The sequence below is a fragment of the Streptomyces sp. NPDC058650 genome (genome assembly GCF_042717315.1).
Lineage (GTDB): Bacteria > Actinomycetota > Actinomycetes > Streptomycetales > Streptomycetaceae > Streptomyces.
This window is the reverse complement of the sequence record NZ_JBHXRL010000004.1, coordinates 205,690-224,451: the sequence shown is the minus strand read 5'-3', so window position 1 is coordinate 224,451 and position 18,762 is coordinate 205,690. Positions and strand designations below refer to the sequence as shown.

Here is an 18,762-nt window from a genome sequence, read left to right as displayed (position 1 = left end):
AGGTCTAGTCCAATGACCAGACTAGCCGTGCGCGTGCCCTCCCGCATCGTGCGTGGCCTCACTGGCGGTCGTGGGAGCGGTCGCCTTCCCCGTCCCCGTCCCCGTCCCCGCCGTGACGGTGAAGGCCGCCGTCCGGACCTTGCCCTCGTGCTGGAAGTCGAGGAACAGACGGTACGTCCCCGCGCTGGGCGCCGTCGCGGTGAAGGAGACGTCCGGGCCGGGACCCCCCTCGTTCGGGTGCACGTGGAGGTAGGCGAGGTCGCCGTCGCGCAGGGCGACGAGGTGTCCGTACGCGCCGAGGTAGGGCTCCAGGTCGGTGACGGGCTTGCCGGCCTTGGTGACGGTGAGCTTGAGCTCGCCGGCCTTGCCGGGGTCGAGGGTGCCGCCGAGGCGGACCTGGTAGCCGTCGACGGTCGCGGTCGGGGCGACGGCCGGCATCGGCTTCGGGGCGTACGCGCCCGGTACGGAGAGGTCGGCGCCGAGCGTGATGCCCCGGGCGTCGGGGGCGGCGGGCTTGAAGTCGGCGAAGGCCTTGTAGCCGCCGGCGGCGGGCAGGTCGACGGGGGTCGTCCAGGTGCCGTCCGCGGCCTTCACCGGGTGCAGGTGGCGGAAGGTGCCGAGGTCGCGCGAGGCGACGATGAAGTGCAGTTCCTTGCCGTGCTCGGTGGCGAAGGCGGTGACCTTCTTCCCGGCCGCGTCCTTGATCGAGAACTTCAGGACGCTCTTGCCGGTGGCGGGGGTCGGCGTCTCCAGGGCGAGGGTGTAGCCGCCGTCGGAGACCTGGAGCCCGCCGGGGAGGTTCGCGGCGGCGGGCGTGCCCGTGCTCGCGCCTTCCTCGTGGCCGGCGTGACCGTCACCCGCGGCCGCGCTCCTGGCCGGAGTCGGGGCGGCGGCGTGGTCGCCGTGCTCGGCCTTCTTCGGCTCCTCGACGGGGCCGACACCCTTGCCGACCCCGTACGCGGCCCCGAAGGTCGCGGCGAGCGCGGCGGCATAGGCAGTGATCTTCACACCGGTGTTCATGGCTGCTCTCCCGATACGTGAGGCGATACGTGGGGCTATACGGGGCTGGTGGGGTGGATGCGCGGGGTGGCGCGGTACCCGTTCGATGCACTTCACCATACCCCCAGGGGGTATCAAAGTCACGCCGGGGATCCGCTTGCGTCGGATACGGGTGGGGGGTATACATGGACTCACAACCGAATACCCCCCGAGGGTATCTCGGTCCCGGAGGAACCGACCGAGGAGAAGCCATGGGCTCCTGCTGCACCCCTGACAACAGCTGCTCGACCAGCACCACCGACACGGCCGCCGTCGCGGTCGCGGAGAGCACCGTGACCGTCTACGCCGTCTCCGGCATGACGTGCGGCCACTGCCGGACCGCGATCACCAAGTCCGTCAGCGCGCTGGACGGCGTCATCACCGTCGACGTCGACGTCAACGGCGGCCTGGTGACCGTCACCACCGGCGGCGAGCCGGACGACACCGCGATCGCCGCCGCCGTCGACGACGCGGGCTACGAGCTGACCGGCCGCGCCTAGAGCCTGTCCGGCGGATCCGACCCGGTCCCGCCGGTCAGGCCTCGCGCCGCACCACCCCGGCCGCCGGGACCCGCCCACCACGCCCGGGTCCCGGCCCCCGCCCTTACTCACGAGGAGCAGACCTCATGACCACGACCACACCGGGCACCGCCCAGGTCGAGCTCGCCATCGGCGGCATGACCTGCGCCTCGTGCGCGGCCCGTATCGAGAAGAAGCTCAACCGCATGGACGGGGTCGAGGCCACCGTCAACTACGCCACCGAGAAGGCCAAGGTCACCTTCGACGCCGACATCGACGTCGCCGCCCTGATCGCGACCGTCGAGGCCACCGGCTACACCGCAGCCGAGCCCGCGCCGCCGAGGAGCGAGACGCCCGGCGCCCCCGAAGGGCCCTCCGACGAGGAGAAGGCCGACGAGGAGCTGCGGCCCCTCAAGCAGCGGCTGATCACCGCCGTCGCGCTCGCCGTGCCCGTCATCGCGATGGCGATGATCCCGGCGCTCCAGATCGAGTACTGGCAGTGGCTGAGCCTCACGCTCGCCGCGCCGGTCGTCGTCTACGCCGCCTGGCCCTTCCACCGGGCCGCCTGGACCAACGCCCGGCACGGCGCGGCCACCATGGACACCCTGATCTCGGTCGGCACGATCGCCGCGTTCCTCTGGTCGCTGTGGGCGCTGTTCTTCGGGACCGCCGGTACGCCGGGGATGACGCACCCCTTCGAGTTCACGATCGCCCGTACCGACGGCGCCGGGAACATCTACCTGGAGGCCGCCGCCGGCGTCACCGCCTTCATCCTGGCCGGCCGGTACTTCGAGGCCCGGTCGAAGCGCAAGGCGGGCGCCGCGCTCAAGGCGCTGATGCAGCTGGGCGCCAAGGAGGTCACCGTCCTGCGGGGCGGCCGGGAGGTCACCGTACCGACGGCCGAACTCCAGGTCGGGGACCGTTTCCTGGTCCGCCCGGGCGAGAAGATCGCCACCGACGGCACCGTCGTCGAGGGTTCGTCCGCCGTGGACGCCTCCATGCTCACCGGCGAGTCCGTCCCGGTCGAGGTCTCCGTCGGCGACTCCGTCACCGGCGCCACCCTGAACGCCGGCGGCCGGCTCGTCGTCGAGGCCACCCGCGTCGGCTCCGACACCCAGCTCGCCCGCATGGCCAAGCTCGTCGAGGACGCGCAGAACGGCAAGGCCGCCGCCCAGCGCCTCGCCGACCGGATCTCCGCCGTCTTCGTCCCGATCGTCATCGCGCTCGCGCTCGGCACCCTCGGCTTCTGGCTGGGTACGGGGCAGGGCCTGACCGCCGCGTTCACCGCCGCCGTCGCCGTCCTGATCATCGCCTGCCCCTGCGCCCTCGGCCTGGCCACCCCGACCGCCCTCATGGTCGGCACCGGCCGCGGCGCCCAGCTCGGCATCCTGATCAAGGGCCCCGAGGTCCTGGAGACCACCCGCAAGGTCGACACGATCGTCCTCGACAAGACCGGCACCGTCACCACCGGCCGCATGACCCTCATCAAGGTCCACACCGCCGAGGGCGTCGACGACGAGGACGTCCTGCGGCTCGCGGGCGCCCTGGAGCACTCCTCCGAGCACCCCATCGCCCAGGCCGTCGCCACCGGCGCCGCCGCCCGGGTCGGGACCCTGCCCACCCCCGAGGACTTCGCCAACATCCCCGGTCTCGGCGTCCAGGGCGTCGTCGACGGCCACGCCGTCCTCGTCGGCCGCGAGAAGCTCCTCGAAGAGTGGGCCATGGCCCTCCCGGCGGAGCTCAAGGCCGCCAAGGACACCGCCGAGAAGGCCGGCAAGACCGCGATCGCCGTGGCCTGGGACGGCGAGGCCCGCGCGGTCCTGGAGGTCGCCGACGCCGTCAAGGAGACCAGCCCCGAGGCCATCCGGCGGCTGCGCGCCCTCGGCCTCACCCCGATCCTGCTCACCGGCGACAACAAGGCGGTGGCCGAGGCCGTCGCCGCCGAGGTCGGCATCGACGAGGTCATCGCGGAGGTCATGCCGCAGGACAAGGTCGACGTCGTCAAGAAGCTCCAGGCGGAGGGCCGTTCGGTGGCCATGGTCGGCGACGGCGTGAACGACGCCGCCGCGCTCGCCCAGGCCGACCTGGGCCTGGCGATGGGCACCGGCACGGACGCCGCCATCGAGGCCGCCGACCTGACCCTCGTCCGGGGCGACCTGCGGGCCGCGGCCGACGCGATCCGGCTCTCCCGCAAGACGCTCGGCACGATCCGCTCGAACCTCTTCTGGGCCTTCGCCTACAACGTGGCCGCCCTGCCGCTCGCCGCCGCCGGACTGCTCAATCCGATGATCGCGGGGGCCGCGATGGCCTTCTCCTCGGTCTTCGTCGTCGGCAACAGCCTGCGCCTGCGCGGCTTCCAGGCCGCCGACAAGTGACCTGATCACCAAGAAGCGAGCGATGTGACGGGGAGAGCGCCGTGGCCGGTTACGGACAGCACAAGGAAGACATCATCAGACGCCTGCGGCGCATCGAGGGCCAGGTGAGGGGAGTGCAGCGGATGGTCGACGAGGACGTGTACTGCATCGACGTCCTCACCCAGGTCTCCGCCATCAACGCGGCCCTCCAGTCCTGCGCGGTGGCCCTCCTGGACGAGCACCTCAGCTGCTGCGTCACGGAGGCCATCGCCCAGGGCGGGGACCAGGCGAAGGTCAAAGTGAGCGAGGCGTCGAAGGCCATCGCCCGGCTCATCCGGACCTGACGAAGCAGAGCGGACGGCGCTCGGAATACCGAAGCGGCATCAACCGCCCTTGTGTGAAGGGCACTCAGCGGAAAGCCTGATGCTCAGGCGAAGACAGAGCCCGAGCACCTGCCGGAGGAGCACCAGCTCCGCCGAACCGGGAAGACCGGGGCCGCAGAGCGTCACGCAGGGGCGGTTCCTCATGAGGGTGCTCAGATGGCCGCCCGGAGGGCTGCTCAGAGGGGTCGACATCCCGCCATCGTACCCCCAGGGGGTATACCTGAGCGAGGGAGGCGGCCCGTACGATGAGCCGCCCAGGGGGAAGGGGATCCACGTGCGCCGGCTGGGAGAGCTGGAGGCCGAGATCATGGACCGGTTGTGGGCCTGGCAGCGGCCCGCCACGGTCCGCGAGATCGTCGACGACATCAATCGGGGACGCCGGGTCGCCTACACGACCGTCATGACGGTGGCGGACATCCTGCACCGCAAGGGCTGGCTCCGCCGCGAGAAGGCGGGCCGGGCCTGGCTGTACGAGCCCGTCCGCAGCCGCGAGGAGTACACCGCGGGCCTGATGCGGGACGCCCTCGGCGACAGCCAGGACCGGCCGGCCGCCCTCCTGCGGTTCGTCGAGGTCATCTCGGACGAGGACATGGCCGCCCTGGACGCGGCACTCCGCGCGGCCAGGGGCGGCCCGCCGGGGAACGCCGCCGGCACCTCCGCGGGCGGTGGCGCGTGAACCACCACGCCCTGGTCCCGCTCGGGCTCGTCCTGCTCACCGGCTTCCTCGTGCCCTGGCTCGTCGTCCGGGCCCGCTGGGCCCAGCAGGTGCCCCGCCTCGCGCTCGCCGTGTGGGCCGCGTGCGGCGCGGTCTTCACCACGGCGGGCGCCCTGCTGCCCGCCCAGATGGTCCTGTCCGGCGAGAGCAGCCATCGCCTCACCGACATGCTGCTCACGCTCCGACTCCCCACCCCCACCCAGCTGTTCGCCCTCGACGGCCGCGAGCAGCTCGCCCTCGCGATCGCCCTCGGCGTCCTCTCGCTCCCCGGCACCACCTTCCTCCGGAGACTGGCGCACGCCCGCCGGGTGCGGGTGCGGCACGCGGGGGTGCTGCGGCTCGTCGGGCGGTACGACCCCGAGCTGCGGGCCACCGTCCTCGACGACGACCGGCCCGCCGTCTACTGCCTGCCGGGCCGCTCGCGCCGCGTCGTCGTCTCCTCCGGAGCGGTGCACACACTGACGTCCGCGCAGCTCGCGGCGGCCCTCGCGCACGAGCGGGCGCACATCGCGGGACGGCACCACCTCCTCGTCGCGGCGACGGAGGCCTTCGCGGCCGTCTTCCCCCGCCTCCCGCTCGCGCGGCACGGCGGGACGTCCGTACCCCTGCTGCTCGAAATGGCCGCGGACGACCGGGCGTTGCGACGCTGTACGCGCGACGCGCTCGCGACGGCGCTGTACGCGCTGGCCTCGGGGCGGGCGCCGCAGTCCGCGTTCGCGGCGGGCGGCCCCTCGGCGGCGCTGCGGATGCGGCGCATCCTCACCCCGTACAGCGCGGGCCACCCCGTCCTGCGCGGGCTGTTCACGATCACGTCGGCGGCGCTCGCGATGGCCCCGTTGATCGTCGCCTGCTGTTCCTTCCCCGGCTAATTTACTCGCTTCACCGTCCGACCCCTCGAACGCCGCTATTTACTAAGCGAATTCGTAGATTTCGCATCGGTCACGGCCAACTTAATTCACCGCTATTGTGGGTATGTTGGGGCTCTGGCTCGGCACGTCGAAGGGTACGAAACCTATGCAGCTGGCTGGCGTTCGCACGGCCGCGGCCGGAGATGCGACGACGATATCCAGGCTGCTCGCGGACGTCATTCGGAGCAGCTACGCCGGAATACTGGCCGAAATCCCGATGCGGCGGCTGATCTCGGAGCAATGCGCACTCCCCCGCATCCGCGCGGAAATTGAAATTCCGGGAGGCGCGCCCGGCTGGCTCGGCTGGCTGGTCGCGACCGACCCCGAGGGCGCGGTCGTCGGCGTCGCCGCGGGCGGGGTCCCGGTGCCGGGCGAGGGCGAGGTGTACGCACTGGCCGTCGCGGACGGCTCCCGTCGCCGAGGAGTCGGTACGGCCCTGCTGACCGCGGCCACGGACCGGATGCGGAGCTACGGCGCCCACGACCAGCGGGTCGAACTCCCGGCGGAGACGGACCCGGCGCTCCCCTTCTACACGCAGATGGGATTCGGCTCCCTCAGCCCCACCCGCTGGAGCCGCGCTCTTTAGAGGCCCGGTTCACCTCCGGGGCGCTCCAGCCGGTGCATCGCCCTCGACGCAGGCCCGTGCGACCGTCGAACCGGCGGTCGTGGCAGATCCACGCCATCGCGTGTTCACGCAGCCCGATCCGGTGGATCGGCGCTCCCCCGCCAGGTCAGGATGGGTCCAGCGGCGCGGTCCCGGCGGCACGGGTACCTCGTCCGGACGGCATGGACCGAGCGAGCCCCTGGAGGAGCGATGCACACACCGAGCGGCATTTCCCTGCCCGTCGTGCCCGCAGCGCTCGCGCCGGTCCTGCCGTCCCGATACGACCGGGAGCGGGAGCCCGACCCTGGGGCCGGCATCCGGATCACATCCGACACCCTGCCCGGACTCGAGTCGGTCTCCCCCGCCGACGCCGGCTCGGTCTGGCTGCACGACGCCCTGCTCGGCCCGCACAGCGCGGACATCGTCCGGTACCTCAGCCTCGCCCGCTCCACCGGCGGACCCGTTCTGGACCTCGGCTCCGGCGCCGGGCGGCTCGCCGTCCCGTTCGCCCGACACGGCTTCGCCGTGGAAGCCGTGGACCGGGACGCCTCGGCCTTGGAACGCCTCGAAGGCTGGGCCCGCCGGATCGGCCCGCAGGTCGCCGAGCTCGTCGTCACCCACCGGGCCGACCTCACCGGGCTGCGGCTCGAAGGGAGTTACCGGCTGGCGATCCTCGCGGGCGCGATGGTCACGGCCGTCCCGCCCGCACACCGGCCGGAACTGCTGCGCGAGGTCGCCTCTCACCTGGAGACGGGCGGGGCGCTCGCCCTCGACTACACCGCGCACCAGCTGCCCGGCCTCATCGCGGAACCGCACAGGACCTGGGCGTTCCAGGTGCCGCGCTTCGACGGGATCGACGAGTGGGTGGTGGCGCGGCAGGTCTTCGACCTGCCGTCGATGAGCGAGCGGATCACGTACTACACGGCCCGCACCGGCAAGACCTCCACCGAGCGGGTCGTGCTGACCACGGACAAGTGGATCGTGGATCCCGAGCGGCTGGCGGCCGAACTGCACTCGGCCGGCCTGCACATCGAGGGCCGGCGGCGCCACCGGATCGACGACCGGACCGAGAGCGTCCTGCTGGTGTGCAGGACGGACGACTGAGACGGCCGACCGAGGCGGACGACCGAGGCGGCCGAGGCGACCGAGGCGGACGCCTGACGAGGTTGACGAGCAAGAGGTACGATGCCCACAAACGTTTGAGCCGACCAGGTGGCGGGCGGAGAAGATGGCAGTCGTGGAAGAGCTGACGGGCCGCGAGGCGGTGATCCAGCGCCTGCGCGACGTCGGGCTGCGGGTCACGGGCCCGCGCCTTGAGGTGCTCACGGTGCTCGCCGCCGGCGGCCATCTCGACGTCGAGGCGATCACCACGACCGCGCGCGAGCGGCTCGGCACGCTGACCAGCCAGGCCGTGTACGAGATGCTGCGGCACTTCCAGGAGACCGGCCTGGTCAGCAAGTTCGACCGCCCCGGCCTGCCCGCAGTGTTCGAGATCTCCGGCCCGGCGCACCAGCACGCGCTGTGCGTCGTCTGCGGCCGGGTGGAGAACGTCGACACGGCCGCGCCGAAGCCGCCCCGGGGCGCGCTGCCGGAGTGGCGGGTGGAGGACGCCGAGATCGTGTTCAAGGGCCTGTGCCCCGACTGCCGGGCGAACGCCCCCGCCTGAGCGGTCCCGAGCCGGGCCCGCACCCGCCCCCGCCGCTTGAGCGATCCCGAGCCCGCCCCCGCCGGCTGAGCGATCCCGAGCCAGCCCCCGCCGCCTGAGCGGCCCGCGCCCCCGCCGAGCCGCCGCGAACCGTCCTGAGCTGCGGTGAACTCCGTGCGCGGCGTTCGAATGTGTGGCAGGGTCTGGCGGGGCGATTCATCAGGGGTCCACGGGGATCCGAGGGGAGTCTGCTGCGCCGTGTCCAGAAACGCCGCCGTGGCCCGTACGGGCAGCGAACAGGCTCTCGCCGTCTACCAGGAACTCCGTGCCCGTCCAGGCAGGGCCTTCGACGAGGTCGCGGACCGGCTGGAGCTCTCCGCCGAGGAGCGGGAGCGATGTCGTGACGAACTCGTCTCCTTAGGACTGACCGCCCCCTCGCCCGACACGAACACCGTCGTCGACCCCGACGTCGCCCTGCTGCGGCTGCTGCGCCGGGAGCGCGACCGGCTCCAGGAGCGCCTCGCCGCCACCAGCCGCGCGCACACCGCCCTCGAAGCCCTCGCCGGGCCGTTCCTGCGGGCCGGGGCCACGCCGCGCGGGGAGATAGAGGTCGAGATCGTCGACGATCCCCACCGCGTACGGCGGAGCCTCGCGGACCTGACGGACTCCGTACGGACGGCCGCGCACTTCATGCACACCGGCTCCGTCCGCCGCGAGGAGCTGCCGGGCGAGCTGGCCCAGGACCGTCTGTGGGCGGAACGCGGGGTCCGGATCCGGGCCATGTACAGCCGGCGGGCCGCCTCGGTGCCGGAGATGGCGCAGCACCTGGAAGAGCGGGCCGCGCTGGGCGTGGAGGTCCGGTTCGCCTCCGTCGTCCCGATGAACATGGTCCTCGCCGACGAGAACTTCGCGCTCCTGCCGACCGATCCGCACGACCCGTCCTCCGCCGTGATCCTCGCGCGCGGCCCCGGCCTCGTCCGCTCCTACCTCGCCCTGTACGAGTACTGCTGGACGGCCGCCGCCCCGTACGGCGAGGAGGAGGCCGCGGAGAAGGGCGGCGACGGGCTGTCCGAGCAGCAGCGGGCGGCGCTGCTCATGCTCGCCTCCGGCATCAAGGACGAGCAGATCGCCAAGAATCTGGGGGTCTCGCTGCGGACGGTCAGCCGGCTCCTCTCCGAGGTGATGCAGGAGCTGGGCGCGGCAAGCCGTTTCGAGGCGGGCGTGAAGGCGTCCCGGCTCGGGCTGCTCGACGGCGAGGGCGCCGAGCGCGGGGCGTAAGGGCGGGATATCACCGGGGAGTTCGGATGACGCACGATGGATGCCTGATCGGTCGGACCGGTCGGATCGGCATGACGGACGGCCGCCCAGCCGTGTGACAGGGTGACGGCGGCGCGACTCGAGGGAACAGGGGGTCACTTCGCCTTGATCACCACCGGCGGCGGCACGGGCAACGGAACCGAGCGCTCGGAAGGCTCACCCGATGCCGTGGTGACCCTCTACCAGGAGCTGCGCAGGCGCGGGGTGTCCAGCCTCGGCGAAGTCGGGGCCCAACTCCGCCTGTCGCCCGAGGAGTACGAGCGATGTCGGCGCGAACTGACGGACCTCGGGCTCATCGTGCCCACCAACCCCGCCCAGCACGGCGACCGCGCCGAACTCCGGGCCGGGCTCAGGGCGGGCGAGGGCGGTCATCAGCAGGAAGGCGACGGGAAGGCGGACGGGGGCGGCGACGGCGACGGCGACGGCGACGGCGACGGCGACGGCGACACGGTCGCGGTGATCGACCCGGAGATAGCGCTGCTTCGGCTCCTGCACCGGGAGCGCGAGCAGCTGCGCGAGCACCTCGACGAGGCGGACCGCGCGTACGGCACGCTGGAGACCTTGGCGGGGGCGTTCCTGCGGGCCGGTTCCCTCACGCGTTCGGACGCCGACGTGGAGCTGCTCAGCGACTACCGCCGGATCCAGCAGGTCCTTGAGGACATCACGGACGTCATCCAGCACAGCCTGGCGTCGATGCACCCGACGTCGCTCGTGCGGGAGGTGGCGGAGCGCGTACTGAGCAGGGACCGGCGGCAGATCGAGAACGGGGTGCGGGTCCGCGCCATGTACAGCGAGCGGGTCGTCTCCGCGCCGGAGGTCGCGGAGCTGCTGCGGCGCCGGGTCGAGGCGGGTGTGGAGGTGCGGATCACCCCCGCCGTCCCGATGACGATGATCATCGCCGACGCGCAGTTCGCGATGGTCCCGGTGGATCCGGCGGAGCCGATGGCGGGCGCGGTACTGGCCCGGGGGCCGGCCCTGGTCCGCTCGTACATCGCGCTGTACGAGCACTGCTGGCACACGGCGTCGCCGTACGGGGACGGCACGACGCCGGAGCAGGGCGGCGACGGGCTCTCGGAGCAGCAGCGGGCGGCGCTGACGATGCTCGCCTCGGGAATGAAGGACGAGAAGATCGCGCGGGGGCTCGGGGTGTCACTGCGGACGGTGAGCCGCATGCTGTCCGAGCTGATGCAGGAAATGGGTGCGACGAGCCGGTTCGAGGCCGGGGTGCGGGCCCATCGGCTCGGCTGGGTCGACTGAGACCGGGCCGGCTGAGACCGGGTCGCCTGAGACCGGGCCGGCTGAGACCGGGTCGCCTGAGACCGGGTCGGCTGAGACCGGGTTCCCCGGGAATCTCCGGGGAATGCGAAACGGCTCCGCGGCCGCCCTGGAATGGGCGAGCGCGGAGCCTTTTCGTATTCCCCGGACGCTCAATTGGCAGGTATCGGCGCCGGGGAGACCTTGTTCCACTCGTTTCCGTTGGACGGAGACGGCGTGGGGGTGGGCGTCGGGGTGGCGGTGGCCGCTCCTGCCGCCCCTTCGGCCATCACGTGCTGGGGGGCCGAGACCTCGCTCGGGGCCGTCGCCAGGGCCGCGCCGCCGGCGACGGCGAGACACGCTGCCGTGGCGAGGGCGAACTGACGGACGGTCTTGCGCATCCCCGTGGCGTGCTCAGCAGACATGATTCCTCCAGGAGTTGGAATGTGAATTCCGCCTTCCGGGGGCCCGTGCCGCCGGGCGTTCCCTGAAGACATCTCCATTCTGTCCCCGCCCCGGAATCCGATCCAGGGATTCTCCGTGCGTGGACCCGCCATGGCGTGGATGCGTCAATACGCCTGCCAGGCAACGGAATTGAAGGATCCGGAGCCTTCCATATCTTTGGTCGAACCAAAAGAGGTGCTAGACTTGGGCTACGGCTTTCTCGTCCCTCCAGGAGAGAGAGGCCGCCGGGGCAGGGGCGTGCCGCCGCCCCTGCCCCAACCCCTGTCCCCACCCCTCCGCCAGCGCCCCCCGGTACACCTCGACGGTCCGGGTGGCGGACGCGCGCCAGCTCATCCCGCGCGCATGGCGGACCGCCGCCTTCCCCATCGTCTCCACCGCCTCCGGGTGCGCCGCCAGCCACCGCAGCCGCCGCGCGTACTCCACCGGGTCGTGACCGTGCACGAGGAGCCCCGTCACCCCGTCCCACACCGCCGTCGGCAGTCCGCCGACCGCCGCCGCGAGCACCGGAGTCCCGCAGGCCTGCGCCTCCAGGGCCACAAGACCGAAGGACTCGCTCCGCGAGGGCACCACCAGCACGTCCGCCGCCCGGTACCAGTCCGCGAGGCGTGACTGCGGTACGGGAGGGAAGGCCCGCAGCACGTCGGTGACGCCCAGCTCCCCCGCCAGCTTCCAGACCGTCCCCTCGCGGGTCGCGCCCGAGTGCCCGCCCACCACGGGCACCAGGAGCCGCCGGCGCAGCCCGGGCTCCTGGCGCAGCAGCTCGGCGACGGCCCGTACGAGGACGTCCGGGCCCTTCAGGGGCTGTATGCGGCCGGCGTAGAGCGGGACGAACGCGTCGGCGGGGAGCCCGAGCCGGGCCCGGGCCGCCGCCTTGCCACCCCCGGACCCTTCGGCCGGGGAGGCACCTCCGGCGGGGCGGAAGGTCCGCAGGTCGACCCCGGGCCGTACGACCTCGGTCCGCTCCCCCGCGGCCCCGTAGAGCGCGCGCAGTGCCTCCGCCTCGTCGGGGGTGTTGGCGATCAACCGGTCTGCGGAGCCGACGACTTGGAGTTCTCCGCGGACGCGGAGCTCGGGTTCGGGGGTGTCGCCGTCGGCGAGCGAGGCGTTCTTCACCCGGGCCAGGGTGTGGGCGGTGTGCACGAGCGGGATGCGCCAGCCGACCGAGGCGATCCGGCCCGCCTGGCCGGAGAGCCAGTAGTGCGAGTGGACCAGGTCGTAGCGCCGGTCCTCCTTGAGCAGGGCCAGCGAGAAGGGCACGACGAGGTCCGGCATGGCCTCCTTGGGCAGCGGGCCGCGCGGCCCGGCATGCAGATGGCGGACCCGGACGCCCGGGGCGAGCTCGACGAGCGGGGGCAGGTCCTCGCCCCGGCAGCGGGTGAACAGGTCGACCTCCACGCCCTGTTCGGCGAGGGCGCGGGAGAGTTCGACCATGTAGACGTTCATTCCGCCGGCGTCCCCCGTCCCGGGCTGGTGGAGCGGGGAGGTGTGGACGCTGAGCATGGCGACGCGCAGGGACACGTGGGGCTCCTGTGGAGTGGGGGCCACGTGTCCCTGCGCGGAGCTCGCGCGCACGGTCACGCGGCAGGGGACTGAGGAACTGAGAGAGCGAGAAACTCACGTACTGAGATACTTAGTTGCTTAGTAGTCGAAGAGTTCAGAACCCGAAGACCGGACCCGAGGGCGGTGCGAGCCGGGTCCCCGGGAGGGGGCCCATGAGGGCGTGCCAGTCGACGGGCCGCCCCGGCTCCACCTGGAGCGCCGCCGCGAGCCGCGCCGCACCCTCCGGCATCACCGGTCGCGCCCACGCGGAGAGTGCCGACGCCACCGCCAACTGTGCGGCGAGTGCCGGAAGATGACGGCACGAGGTGCTGGGCCGGCACCGCTCGTGGGCGTTGACGTGGCCGAAGTCGGCCACGGAGCGGACCATCTCGTCGAGGACGGCGACCGCCCGGCGCGGGTCGAAGGCGTCGGGGCCGTACGCCTCGCGCAGATCGTCCACGCCCCGGTGGAGGCGCCGTTCCAGGATCTCCCAGCCGGTGCCGCCGGGCAGCGCCTGCGGGGCGAGTCCGCCGCACTCCTCCCGTACGGAGGAGAAGAGCCGCGCGAGCCAGCTGTTCCAGCTCTCGTCGAGCTCCCGGCGGGCGGCCGCGAGCCGCTCCCGCTGGAAGACGGTGCGGCGGCCGAGCGGGCGGGCCTGGAGGACGTGCCGGCGCAGGGTGTCGGAGCCGTACTCGGTGAGGAGGTCGAGCGCCCAGACGTTGCCCTCCTGGACTCCTTCCTCGATGACGTACGACTCGTTGACGTTGAAGTCCTGCGGCAGCTTGATGTCCTGCGCGAGGAGCAGCACCGGCAGGAGCACCGCGTGGCAGAAGGAGTGGCCGAAGCCGCAGAAGTGGATGGCGCGGCGGGGCAGCGGGCCCTTGGTGTCGTAGCCGAAGAGGTGCATCGCGGCCGCCTCGAAGCAGCCGTCGATCCGGTGGTCGGGGAAGCCGTCGACCGGGACCGGGAGGCCCCACTCGGCGGGGTGGCCGACGGCGATGTCCGGCAGCCCGTCCTCGACGAGCGACTCGCAGAGGGCGGCGAGCCGGGGCGGGAGCCCGGCCGTCGCCCAGTACTCGGCGAGCGTCTCCCGGAACGGCTCCAGGGGCACGTACAGCCGGCGGCAGCGGCGGGCCACCGCCGGGGTGTCGCAGACCGCGCAGCGCGCCGAGACGAGGTCGCCGCCGTCGTTGGGGCGGGCGCACTCGTGGCACATGCCGCCGTCGCTGTCCGCGCCGCAGTGCGGGCAGCTGCCGGTGGCGTGCGCCCCGTACAGCCAGCGGTCGCACGGCTCGCAGTAGGGCAGGAGGCGGGTGCGCGGGGCGATGACCCCTTGCGCGAACAGTCTGCTGAAGAGGTCCTGCACCCAGCGTCCGTACCCCTTGTCGCGCCGTGGGCGCACGATGTGGTCGAACTCGACGCCCGAGCGCAGCCAGTCGGCGGTGATCGCGGCGCGGTAGCCCTCCGCGACCTCCTCGGGCTTGCGGTTGTGGCGCAGCGCGCGGACCTCGACGGAGCTGGCGTGGTCGGCGGTGCCGGTGGTGAACCGGACCGCCTCCCCCTCGGCCCGCAGAAAGCGGGTGAGGACGTCGGCGGCGACGTACGGCCCGGCGAGGTGGCCGATGTGGAGTTCGCCGTGGGTGGCGGGAGGGGTCGCGGTGATCCAGACGGGGGTGCTCATGGGACTGGGACCTCCTTGACGCTGTGGTGCGAGGCTTCAGCGGGTCAGCGGGGCTCGAAGTGGAAGGAACGGATGAAACAGTCGCGCGGCTGCTCGACGGCGTAGACGATGCATTCGAAAAGGGCCTGGGTGGTCAGCTTCTCGTCGGGTGCTATTCCGTCCGGATTCGATCCGTCCCATTCCGCGAATCGCGGATCGGAGGTCGAGAAGTCGGGCGGGAAGAGGGAGAAGACCCGGACCCCGGAGGGCCGCAGCCGGCGGGACAGGATGTCGGCGAATCCGGCCTGCGCGCTCTTCGCCGCCCAGAAGGCCTCGTGGGCTTGGCCGGCGGTCGCGGCGGAGGCGCCCTCGGCGTCGCGGACGGCGACCATGTTGACGATGTCGGGCCGCAGGGAGCCGCGCAGCAGCGGCAGGAAGTGCTTCACCATGAGGACCGTGCCGCCGGCCGTCGACTCGATCGTCTCGACGATCTCGCGGTCGCTGGCCGCCTCCAGGTCCATGCCGTCGAGCCAGCGTGCGCCGTTGTTCACCAACAGGTCGACTCGGTCGGTGCGTTCGCCGACGCGGGCGGCGAACTCCCGGATCTCGGCGGGTTTGCTCAGGTCGCAGCCGAAGGCGTGGATACGGTCACGGGCCGAGCCCATGACGTCGGTACGGGTGCGTTCGGCGGCTTCGACGGTCCGCGCCGATACGTAGACCTCGGCGCCGAGATGCGCGAATCCGACGGCGAGCGCGCGACCGAAATAGCGGGACGCTCCGGTCACGACGACACGCAGATTCTCGAATTTCATGTGCGTCTGCTCTCCCCACGGATACCGATTGCCGGTCCATTTCAGCGTGGCAGAGAAAGGACACCGCGGGCCCGGTGAGAGGGGTGCGCGTTCACGCCGTTGCGTGGATACGCCACGGCAGTTCGAGCCTGCCGAGGACCGTCGCGCGCTTGTGGTGGACCCGGACGCGGTCGGGCGCGGTGGAGACGGTGACGGTGCCTCCGGGGGTGCGGACGGGGCCGGTCCGCGCGGGGACGACGGTGCCGTCGAGCGCGCCGGCGGCGGCGAGGGCGGCGGCGCCGGTGAGCGCGAGCCGAGGGTGCCAGCCGCCGACGGTGAGGGCGCGGACGGAGAGCCCCTCGGGGCCTTCGGAGAAGGCGGCGATCTTGGGGAGCGCGGAGTGGGGTGGGTGCCCGAGGATACGGGCGGCCTCGGCGCGGAGCACGAGGAGCCGATCCTGGAGGGCGTCGTCGGGGAGGTGGCGGGCGTCGACGAAGACGTACGGGTTGCCGTACCGCACGAGCGAGACGGGCACCCCGCAGAGGACGTCGACGGGCCGACCGGTGGGGAGGGTGCCGGGGGCGGTCGGGGCCTTGAGGAAGCTGAGCGTGTACGCCTCGGTGCCGTGCGGCTCGGGCCTGGGCCTGGGCTCGGACCTGAGCTCGGACCTGGGCCTGGGCTCGGGCCTGGGCTCGGGCTCGGGCCTGGGCTCGGGCCTGAGCTCGGACCTGAGCTCGGACCTGAGCTCGGACCTGGGCCTGGGCTCGGGCTCGCACAGCACCGTGTCCCCTGTCGTCACGGCCCGGACGGTGACGGGCCCGGGGCGGTGGCCGTCGGCGACGACGCAGGCGAGGAGGGAGTGGCCGCAGCCTGCGCGGAAGTCGAAGGCGCCGCCGGGGAGGGCCTGCACGAAGCGGTAGCCGAGGTCCGGCCCTGGCCGGGCGGCGGGGCCGTACAGGGCGATCTTGCGGAGGTCCGCGTACGCCGTCCCGGCGAGCGCGTGGCGCAGCCGCGCCAGCTCGGCACCGAGCGCGAGCGCCCCGACCGGAAGGTGGTCGAGGCGCAGGACGAGGGTGGGCCCGGGGGCGTCCTCGGCCCGGACGACGGTGGCGAGCACGGTGGCCACGCGACGCCCCCGGCCGCCCACGGCAACCGCCTGCCCGGCGCGGGCCCCGGCAGCCGCGGGCGCCCGACCGGCGACGCCCCCGGCCGTTGCGGCCGCCCGGCCAGTGCTCGCCCCGGCAGCTGCGGGCGCCCGGCCGGTGGCGCCCCCTGCCGTTGCGGGTATGCGTCCCGCTGGGACGTGGGGGTCCCCCCACTGCGGGAGGGTGGGCACAACGGTCGGCGCCCTTCCGGGCGTTCCCGCCCCTTGCACCCCGCACCGCGCACCCGCACCACCCATCGAGGCGGCACCGTCGTCCCGTGTGCCCACCCTCCCCCAGAGCTTCGCCTGGGCGGTGCCCCCAGCCCCGCGGGACGATTGCCCACAGGGGCAGGGTCGGGAGCAGGCGGCGGCGCCGCCCGGCACGGGGGCCGGGGCGGCCCCCGGCGTGGGTGCGGGAGCGGGTTCGGGACGGGAAGGTCCCGGGAGTTCAGGCCGCACAGCCCACCGGGATCCGCATGCCCTGTACGACCTCCGTCCACAGCTCGTGGACGGCGAGGCCCCAGAGGGCCAGGGCGTCGTGGTGCGAGGGGCGTTCGAGCTGGCGGGCGAGGAGCTTCTGCACCCGGTCGGCGCGCACCTTGCCGCCGAGGACGAGCCGGGCCGGGGAGAGCAGTTCGCGGACGGTGTCGAGGAGCGGGCTGCCGGGGGCGAGCATCGCCGCGAGCGGGAGTGTGAAGGGTTGTTTGGGGCGCCGGAGGACGCCGGCCGGAAGCAGCTCGGTCCCGGCCTCGTACAGGGCCCGCTTGCCCGTCCGTGCCGCCGTGGGCAGGGCGCGGGCGTGCGCGACGACGGAGGGCTGGCAGAAGGGCATGCGGGCTTCGACGGCCCAGGCCATGGAGAGGTGGTCGACGCGCCGCAGGTGGTACGCGGGGAGCCGCCAGCGCGTCTCGAAGGCGGTCATCGCGGTGAGCCGGTCCTCGCCGACGGCCTCGGCGGAGCGCAGCTCCTGCTCGATGCGGTCCGCCGCCGAGCCTTGATCGGCTATGTGGGCACGGTAGTTGGCCGTGTAGAGGTGTTCGCGGAGCAGGCGCGGGGCGGCGGAGAGGGCGTCGGCGTACGCGCCGGCCCAGTCGGCTCCGGCGGGCGCGGCGAGCGCGGTGCGCATCCGGTCGTAGCCGCCGAAGAGCTCGTCGGCGCCGTCGCCTGCGAGCGCGACGGTGAAGCCGTTCTGGCGGACGGCGCGGAAGAGCGCGTACGTGGAGAGGGTGATGGGGTCGGCGTTGGGCTGGCCGAGGTGGCGGACGGTCCGGGTGAGGAGGGAGGAGAGTTCGTCGGGGTCGACGGAGACCTCGTGGTGGACGGTTCGGGCCCGGCGGGCGACGGAACGCGCGAACGCGGCCTCGGAGTCCGGCCACTTGCCCCGGTACGTGAGGTGGAAGGTGTGCAGCGGCGGGGCGTCGGTCTCGCGGGCGTGTTCGGCGGCGAGCGCGGTGACGAGACCCGAGTCGAGGCCGCCGCTGGTGATCGCGCAGACGGGCACCTCGGCGTGGGCGAGCCGCCGGACCTCGTGGCGCAGGACGTCCTGGGTGTCGCCCGGGGGCGTTGCGGGGCGGGGGCCCCTGCGCCGCACCACGGGCGCGGATCCCGGGCGTACGAGGGCGGTGGCGCCGGGCGGCAGGACGCTGACGCCGTCGAGCGCGGTGTGCGTGGAGAAGGAGGTGCGGGTGGCGAGGACGGTGTCGAGGGCGTCGTCGCGCGGGGAGATCCGTACTCCTTCGAAGGCGAGGAGGGCGGGGATCTCGGAGGCGAAGCGGGTGGAGCCGTCGTACGGATCGTGGTGGAGGTAGACCGGCTTCATGCCCATGTCGTCGACGGCGAGGACGAGTTGGGCCGCGCCGGGGCGCAGGTCGAGGATCGCGACGGCGAACATGCCGTCGAGGTGCTCGGCGAAGGCGGGGCCGTACTCGGCGTACAGCGCGGGGAGCACGGTGCCGTCGCAGCGGTCGGGGAAGCGGTGGCCTCGGGCGGCGAGCGAGCGGCGCAGTGCGGCGTGGTTGTAGATCTCGCCGTTGAGCACGGCGAGGATGCCGGGGAGGTGCGGCAGCCGGTAGGGCTGCTGCCCGCCGCACGGGTCGGTCACGGCGAGCCGGTCGCAGCCGAGCGACCAGCCGGGCCCGCTGAGCACATGGTGCTCGTCGGGGCCGCCGTGGCGCTGGCGGGCCGAGACCGCCGCGAGCTGGGCGGGGTCCGGGCGGTCCGCTCCCGCGGCGATGGTGCCGAGAATCCTGCACATGGCGGTCGCCTCCGTATTCCGAAGTCGCGCTCCCGACGTCACGCGTCCGAAGTCGCTGTCCATCTCACACTGGTCGCACCCAATGATTTGAATCTACCAAGTTTTTGAATGGCGCGTAAGTGCCATGTCCAGTTCGCGCCACGGGTTGACCTTGCGACGCTCCCGTCACCCCA

At 73.0% G+C, this 18,762-nt stretch carries 17 protein-coding genes; 10 read left to right on the top strand and 7 right to left on the bottom strand.

Annotated features, from left to right (window positions below):
* Positions 1–21: 21 nt before the first annotated feature.
* Positions 22–1,020 carry a hypothetical protein gene (locus ACFWWU_RS09245; protein WP_384141280.1) on the bottom strand — a complete coding sequence of 333 codons (999 nt, stop codon included), beginning with the start codon at positions 1,018–1,020 and terminating at the stop codon, positions 22–24.
* Positions 1,021–1,250: 230 nt separating this feature from the next.
* On the opposite strand from ACFWWU_RS09245, the gene ACFWWU_RS09240 reads away from it, so the two are divergent.
* The 10 genes from ACFWWU_RS09240 to ACFWWU_RS09195 all read left to right on the top strand — a co-directional run bounded on the left by ACFWWU_RS09240 (position 1,251) and on the right by ACFWWU_RS09195 (position 10,739).
* Positions 1,251–1,538, top strand: a complete 288-nt coding sequence (locus tag ACFWWU_RS09240; RefSeq protein WP_384141277.1) for a heavy-metal-associated domain-containing protein — start codon at positions 1,251–1,253, stop codon at positions 1,536–1,538.
* A gap of 125 nt (positions 1,539–1,663) precedes the next feature.
* Positions 1,664–3,931 carry a heavy metal translocating P-type ATPase gene (locus ACFWWU_RS09235; protein WP_384141274.1) on the top strand — a complete coding sequence of 756 codons (2,268 nt, stop codon included), beginning with the start codon at positions 1,664–1,666 and terminating at the stop codon, positions 3,929–3,931.
* A 41-nt stretch (positions 3,932–3,972) separates the two neighbouring features.
* Complete coding sequence (locus tag ACFWWU_RS09230) at positions 3,973–4,254, top strand: metal-sensitive transcriptional regulator (protein ID WP_250766246.1); 282 nt, start codon at positions 3,973–3,975, stop codon at positions 4,252–4,254.
* A gap of 313 nt (positions 4,255–4,567) precedes the next feature.
* Entirely contained in the window at positions 4,568–4,969 is a 402-nt protein-coding gene (locus ACFWWU_RS09225) for a BlaI/MecI/CopY family transcriptional regulator (RefSeq protein ID WP_384141271.1), read from the top strand.
* Positions 4,966–5,877, top strand: coding sequence for a M56 family metallopeptidase (locus ACFWWU_RS09220; RefSeq protein ID WP_384141268.1), 912 nt, complete (start codon positions 4,966–4,968; stop codon positions 5,875–5,877). The genes ACFWWU_RS09225 and ACFWWU_RS09220 overlap by 4 nt, the downstream gene beginning before the upstream one ends.
* Before the next feature lie 145 nt (positions 5,878–6,022).
* A complete protein-coding gene (locus tag ACFWWU_RS09215; protein WP_384141265.1) occupies positions 6,023–6,502 on the top strand; it encodes a GNAT family N-acetyltransferase in 480 nt (159 codons plus the stop codon).
* A gap of 228 nt (positions 6,503–6,730) precedes the next feature.
* A complete protein-coding gene (locus tag ACFWWU_RS09210) occupies positions 6,731–7,624 on the top strand; it encodes an SAM-dependent methyltransferase (protein ID WP_384141262.1) in 894 nt (297 codons plus the stop codon).
* A 124-nt stretch (positions 7,625–7,748) separates the two neighbouring features.
* The gene (locus tag ACFWWU_RS09205) at positions 7,749–8,186 is read left to right on the top strand and encodes a Fur family transcriptional regulator (RefSeq protein WP_384141259.1); all 438 of its coding nucleotides are present in this window, start codon (positions 7,749–7,751) and stop codon (positions 8,184–8,186) included.
* Positions 8,187–8,423: 237 nt separating this feature from the next.
* On the top strand, positions 8,424–9,443 hold the full coding sequence (locus ACFWWU_RS09200; protein ID WP_384141257.1) for a LuxR C-terminal-related transcriptional regulator: 1,020 nt from the start codon (positions 8,424–8,426) through the stop codon (positions 9,441–9,443).
* A 144-nt stretch (positions 9,444–9,587) separates the two neighbouring features.
* Entirely contained in the window at positions 9,588–10,739 is a 1,152-nt protein-coding gene (locus tag ACFWWU_RS09195; protein ID WP_384141252.1) for a LuxR C-terminal-related transcriptional regulator, read from the top strand.
* A gap of 170 nt (positions 10,740–10,909) precedes the next feature.
* Here ACFWWU_RS09195 and ACFWWU_RS09190 read toward each other — a convergent pair whose 3' ends face one another.
* The 6 genes from ACFWWU_RS09190 to asnB all read right to left on the bottom strand — a co-directional run bounded on the left by ACFWWU_RS09190 (position 10,910) and on the right by asnB (position 18,589).
* Positions 10,910–11,161, bottom strand: coding sequence for a hypothetical protein (locus tag ACFWWU_RS09190; RefSeq protein WP_384141249.1), 252 nt, complete (start codon positions 11,159–11,161; stop codon positions 10,910–10,912).
* 217 nt (positions 11,162–11,378) lie between these two features.
* Positions 11,379–12,719 carry a D-inositol-3-phosphate glycosyltransferase gene (gene mshA / locus ACFWWU_RS09185; protein WP_384141246.1) on the bottom strand — a complete coding sequence of 447 codons (1,341 nt, stop codon included), beginning with the start codon at positions 12,717–12,719 and terminating at the stop codon, positions 11,379–11,381.
* A 136-nt stretch (positions 12,720–12,855) separates the two neighbouring features.
* Positions 12,856–14,421 (bottom strand): class I tRNA ligase family protein, encoded by a 1,566-nt coding sequence (locus ACFWWU_RS09180; RefSeq protein WP_384141243.1) that lies wholly within the window; start codon positions 14,419–14,421, stop codon positions 12,856–12,858.
* Between the two features lie 44 nt (positions 14,422–14,465).
* Positions 14,466–15,212, bottom strand: coding sequence for an SDR family oxidoreductase (locus ACFWWU_RS09175; RefSeq protein ID WP_384141240.1), 747 nt, complete (start codon positions 15,210–15,212; stop codon positions 14,466–14,468).
* 91 nt (positions 15,213–15,303) lie between these two features.
* A complete protein-coding gene (locus ACFWWU_RS09170; protein ID WP_384141237.1) occupies positions 15,304–16,317 on the bottom strand; it encodes a hypothetical protein in 1,014 nt (337 codons plus the stop codon).
* Between the two features lie 466 nt (positions 16,318–16,783).
* Positions 16,784–18,589, bottom strand: a complete 1,806-nt coding sequence (asnB, locus tag ACFWWU_RS09165) for an asparagine synthase (glutamine-hydrolyzing) (RefSeq protein WP_384141234.1) — start codon at positions 18,587–18,589, stop codon at positions 16,784–16,786.
* Between the last annotated feature and the right edge of the window lie 173 nt (positions 18,590–18,762).

What these genes read in the sequence shown, in the direction of transcription:
- ACFWWU_RS09180 (WP_384141243.1), bottom strand. Translation starts at nt 14,421, where the DNA reads ATGAGCACCCCCGTCTGGATCACCGCGACCCCTCCCGCCACCCACGGC.
- ACFWWU_RS09175 (WP_384141240.1), bottom strand. Translation starts at nt 15,212, where the DNA reads ATGAAATTCGAGAATCTGCGTGTCGTCGTGACCGGAGCGTCCCGCTAT.
- ACFWWU_RS09235 (WP_384141274.1), top strand. Translation starts at nt 1,664, where the DNA reads ATGACCACGACCACACCGGGCACCGCCCAGGTCGAGCTCGCCATCGGC.
- asnB (WP_384141234.1), bottom strand. Translation starts at nt 18,589, where the DNA reads ATGTGCAGGATTCTCGGCACCATCGCCGCGGGAGCGGACCGCCCGGAC.
- ACFWWU_RS09245 (WP_384141280.1), bottom strand. Translation starts at nt 1,020, where the DNA reads ATGAACACCGGTGTGAAGATCACTGCCTATGCCGCCGCGCTCGCCGCG.
- ACFWWU_RS09205 (WP_384141259.1), top strand. Translation starts at nt 7,749, where the DNA reads ATGGCAGTCGTGGAAGAGCTGACGGGCCGCGAGGCGGTGATCCAGCGC.
- ACFWWU_RS09240 (WP_384141277.1), top strand. Translation starts at nt 1,251, where the DNA reads ATGGGCTCCTGCTGCACCCCTGACAACAGCTGCTCGACCAGCACCACC.
- ACFWWU_RS09190 (WP_384141249.1), bottom strand. Translation starts at nt 11,161, where the DNA reads ATGTCTGCTGAGCACGCCACGGGGATGCGCAAGACCGTCCGTCAGTTC.
- ACFWWU_RS09210 (WP_384141262.1), top strand. Translation starts at nt 6,731, where the DNA reads ATGCACACACCGAGCGGCATTTCCCTGCCCGTCGTGCCCGCAGCGCTC.
- ACFWWU_RS09215 (WP_384141265.1), top strand. Translation starts at nt 6,023, where the DNA reads ATGCAGCTGGCTGGCGTTCGCACGGCCGCGGCCGGAGATGCGACGACG.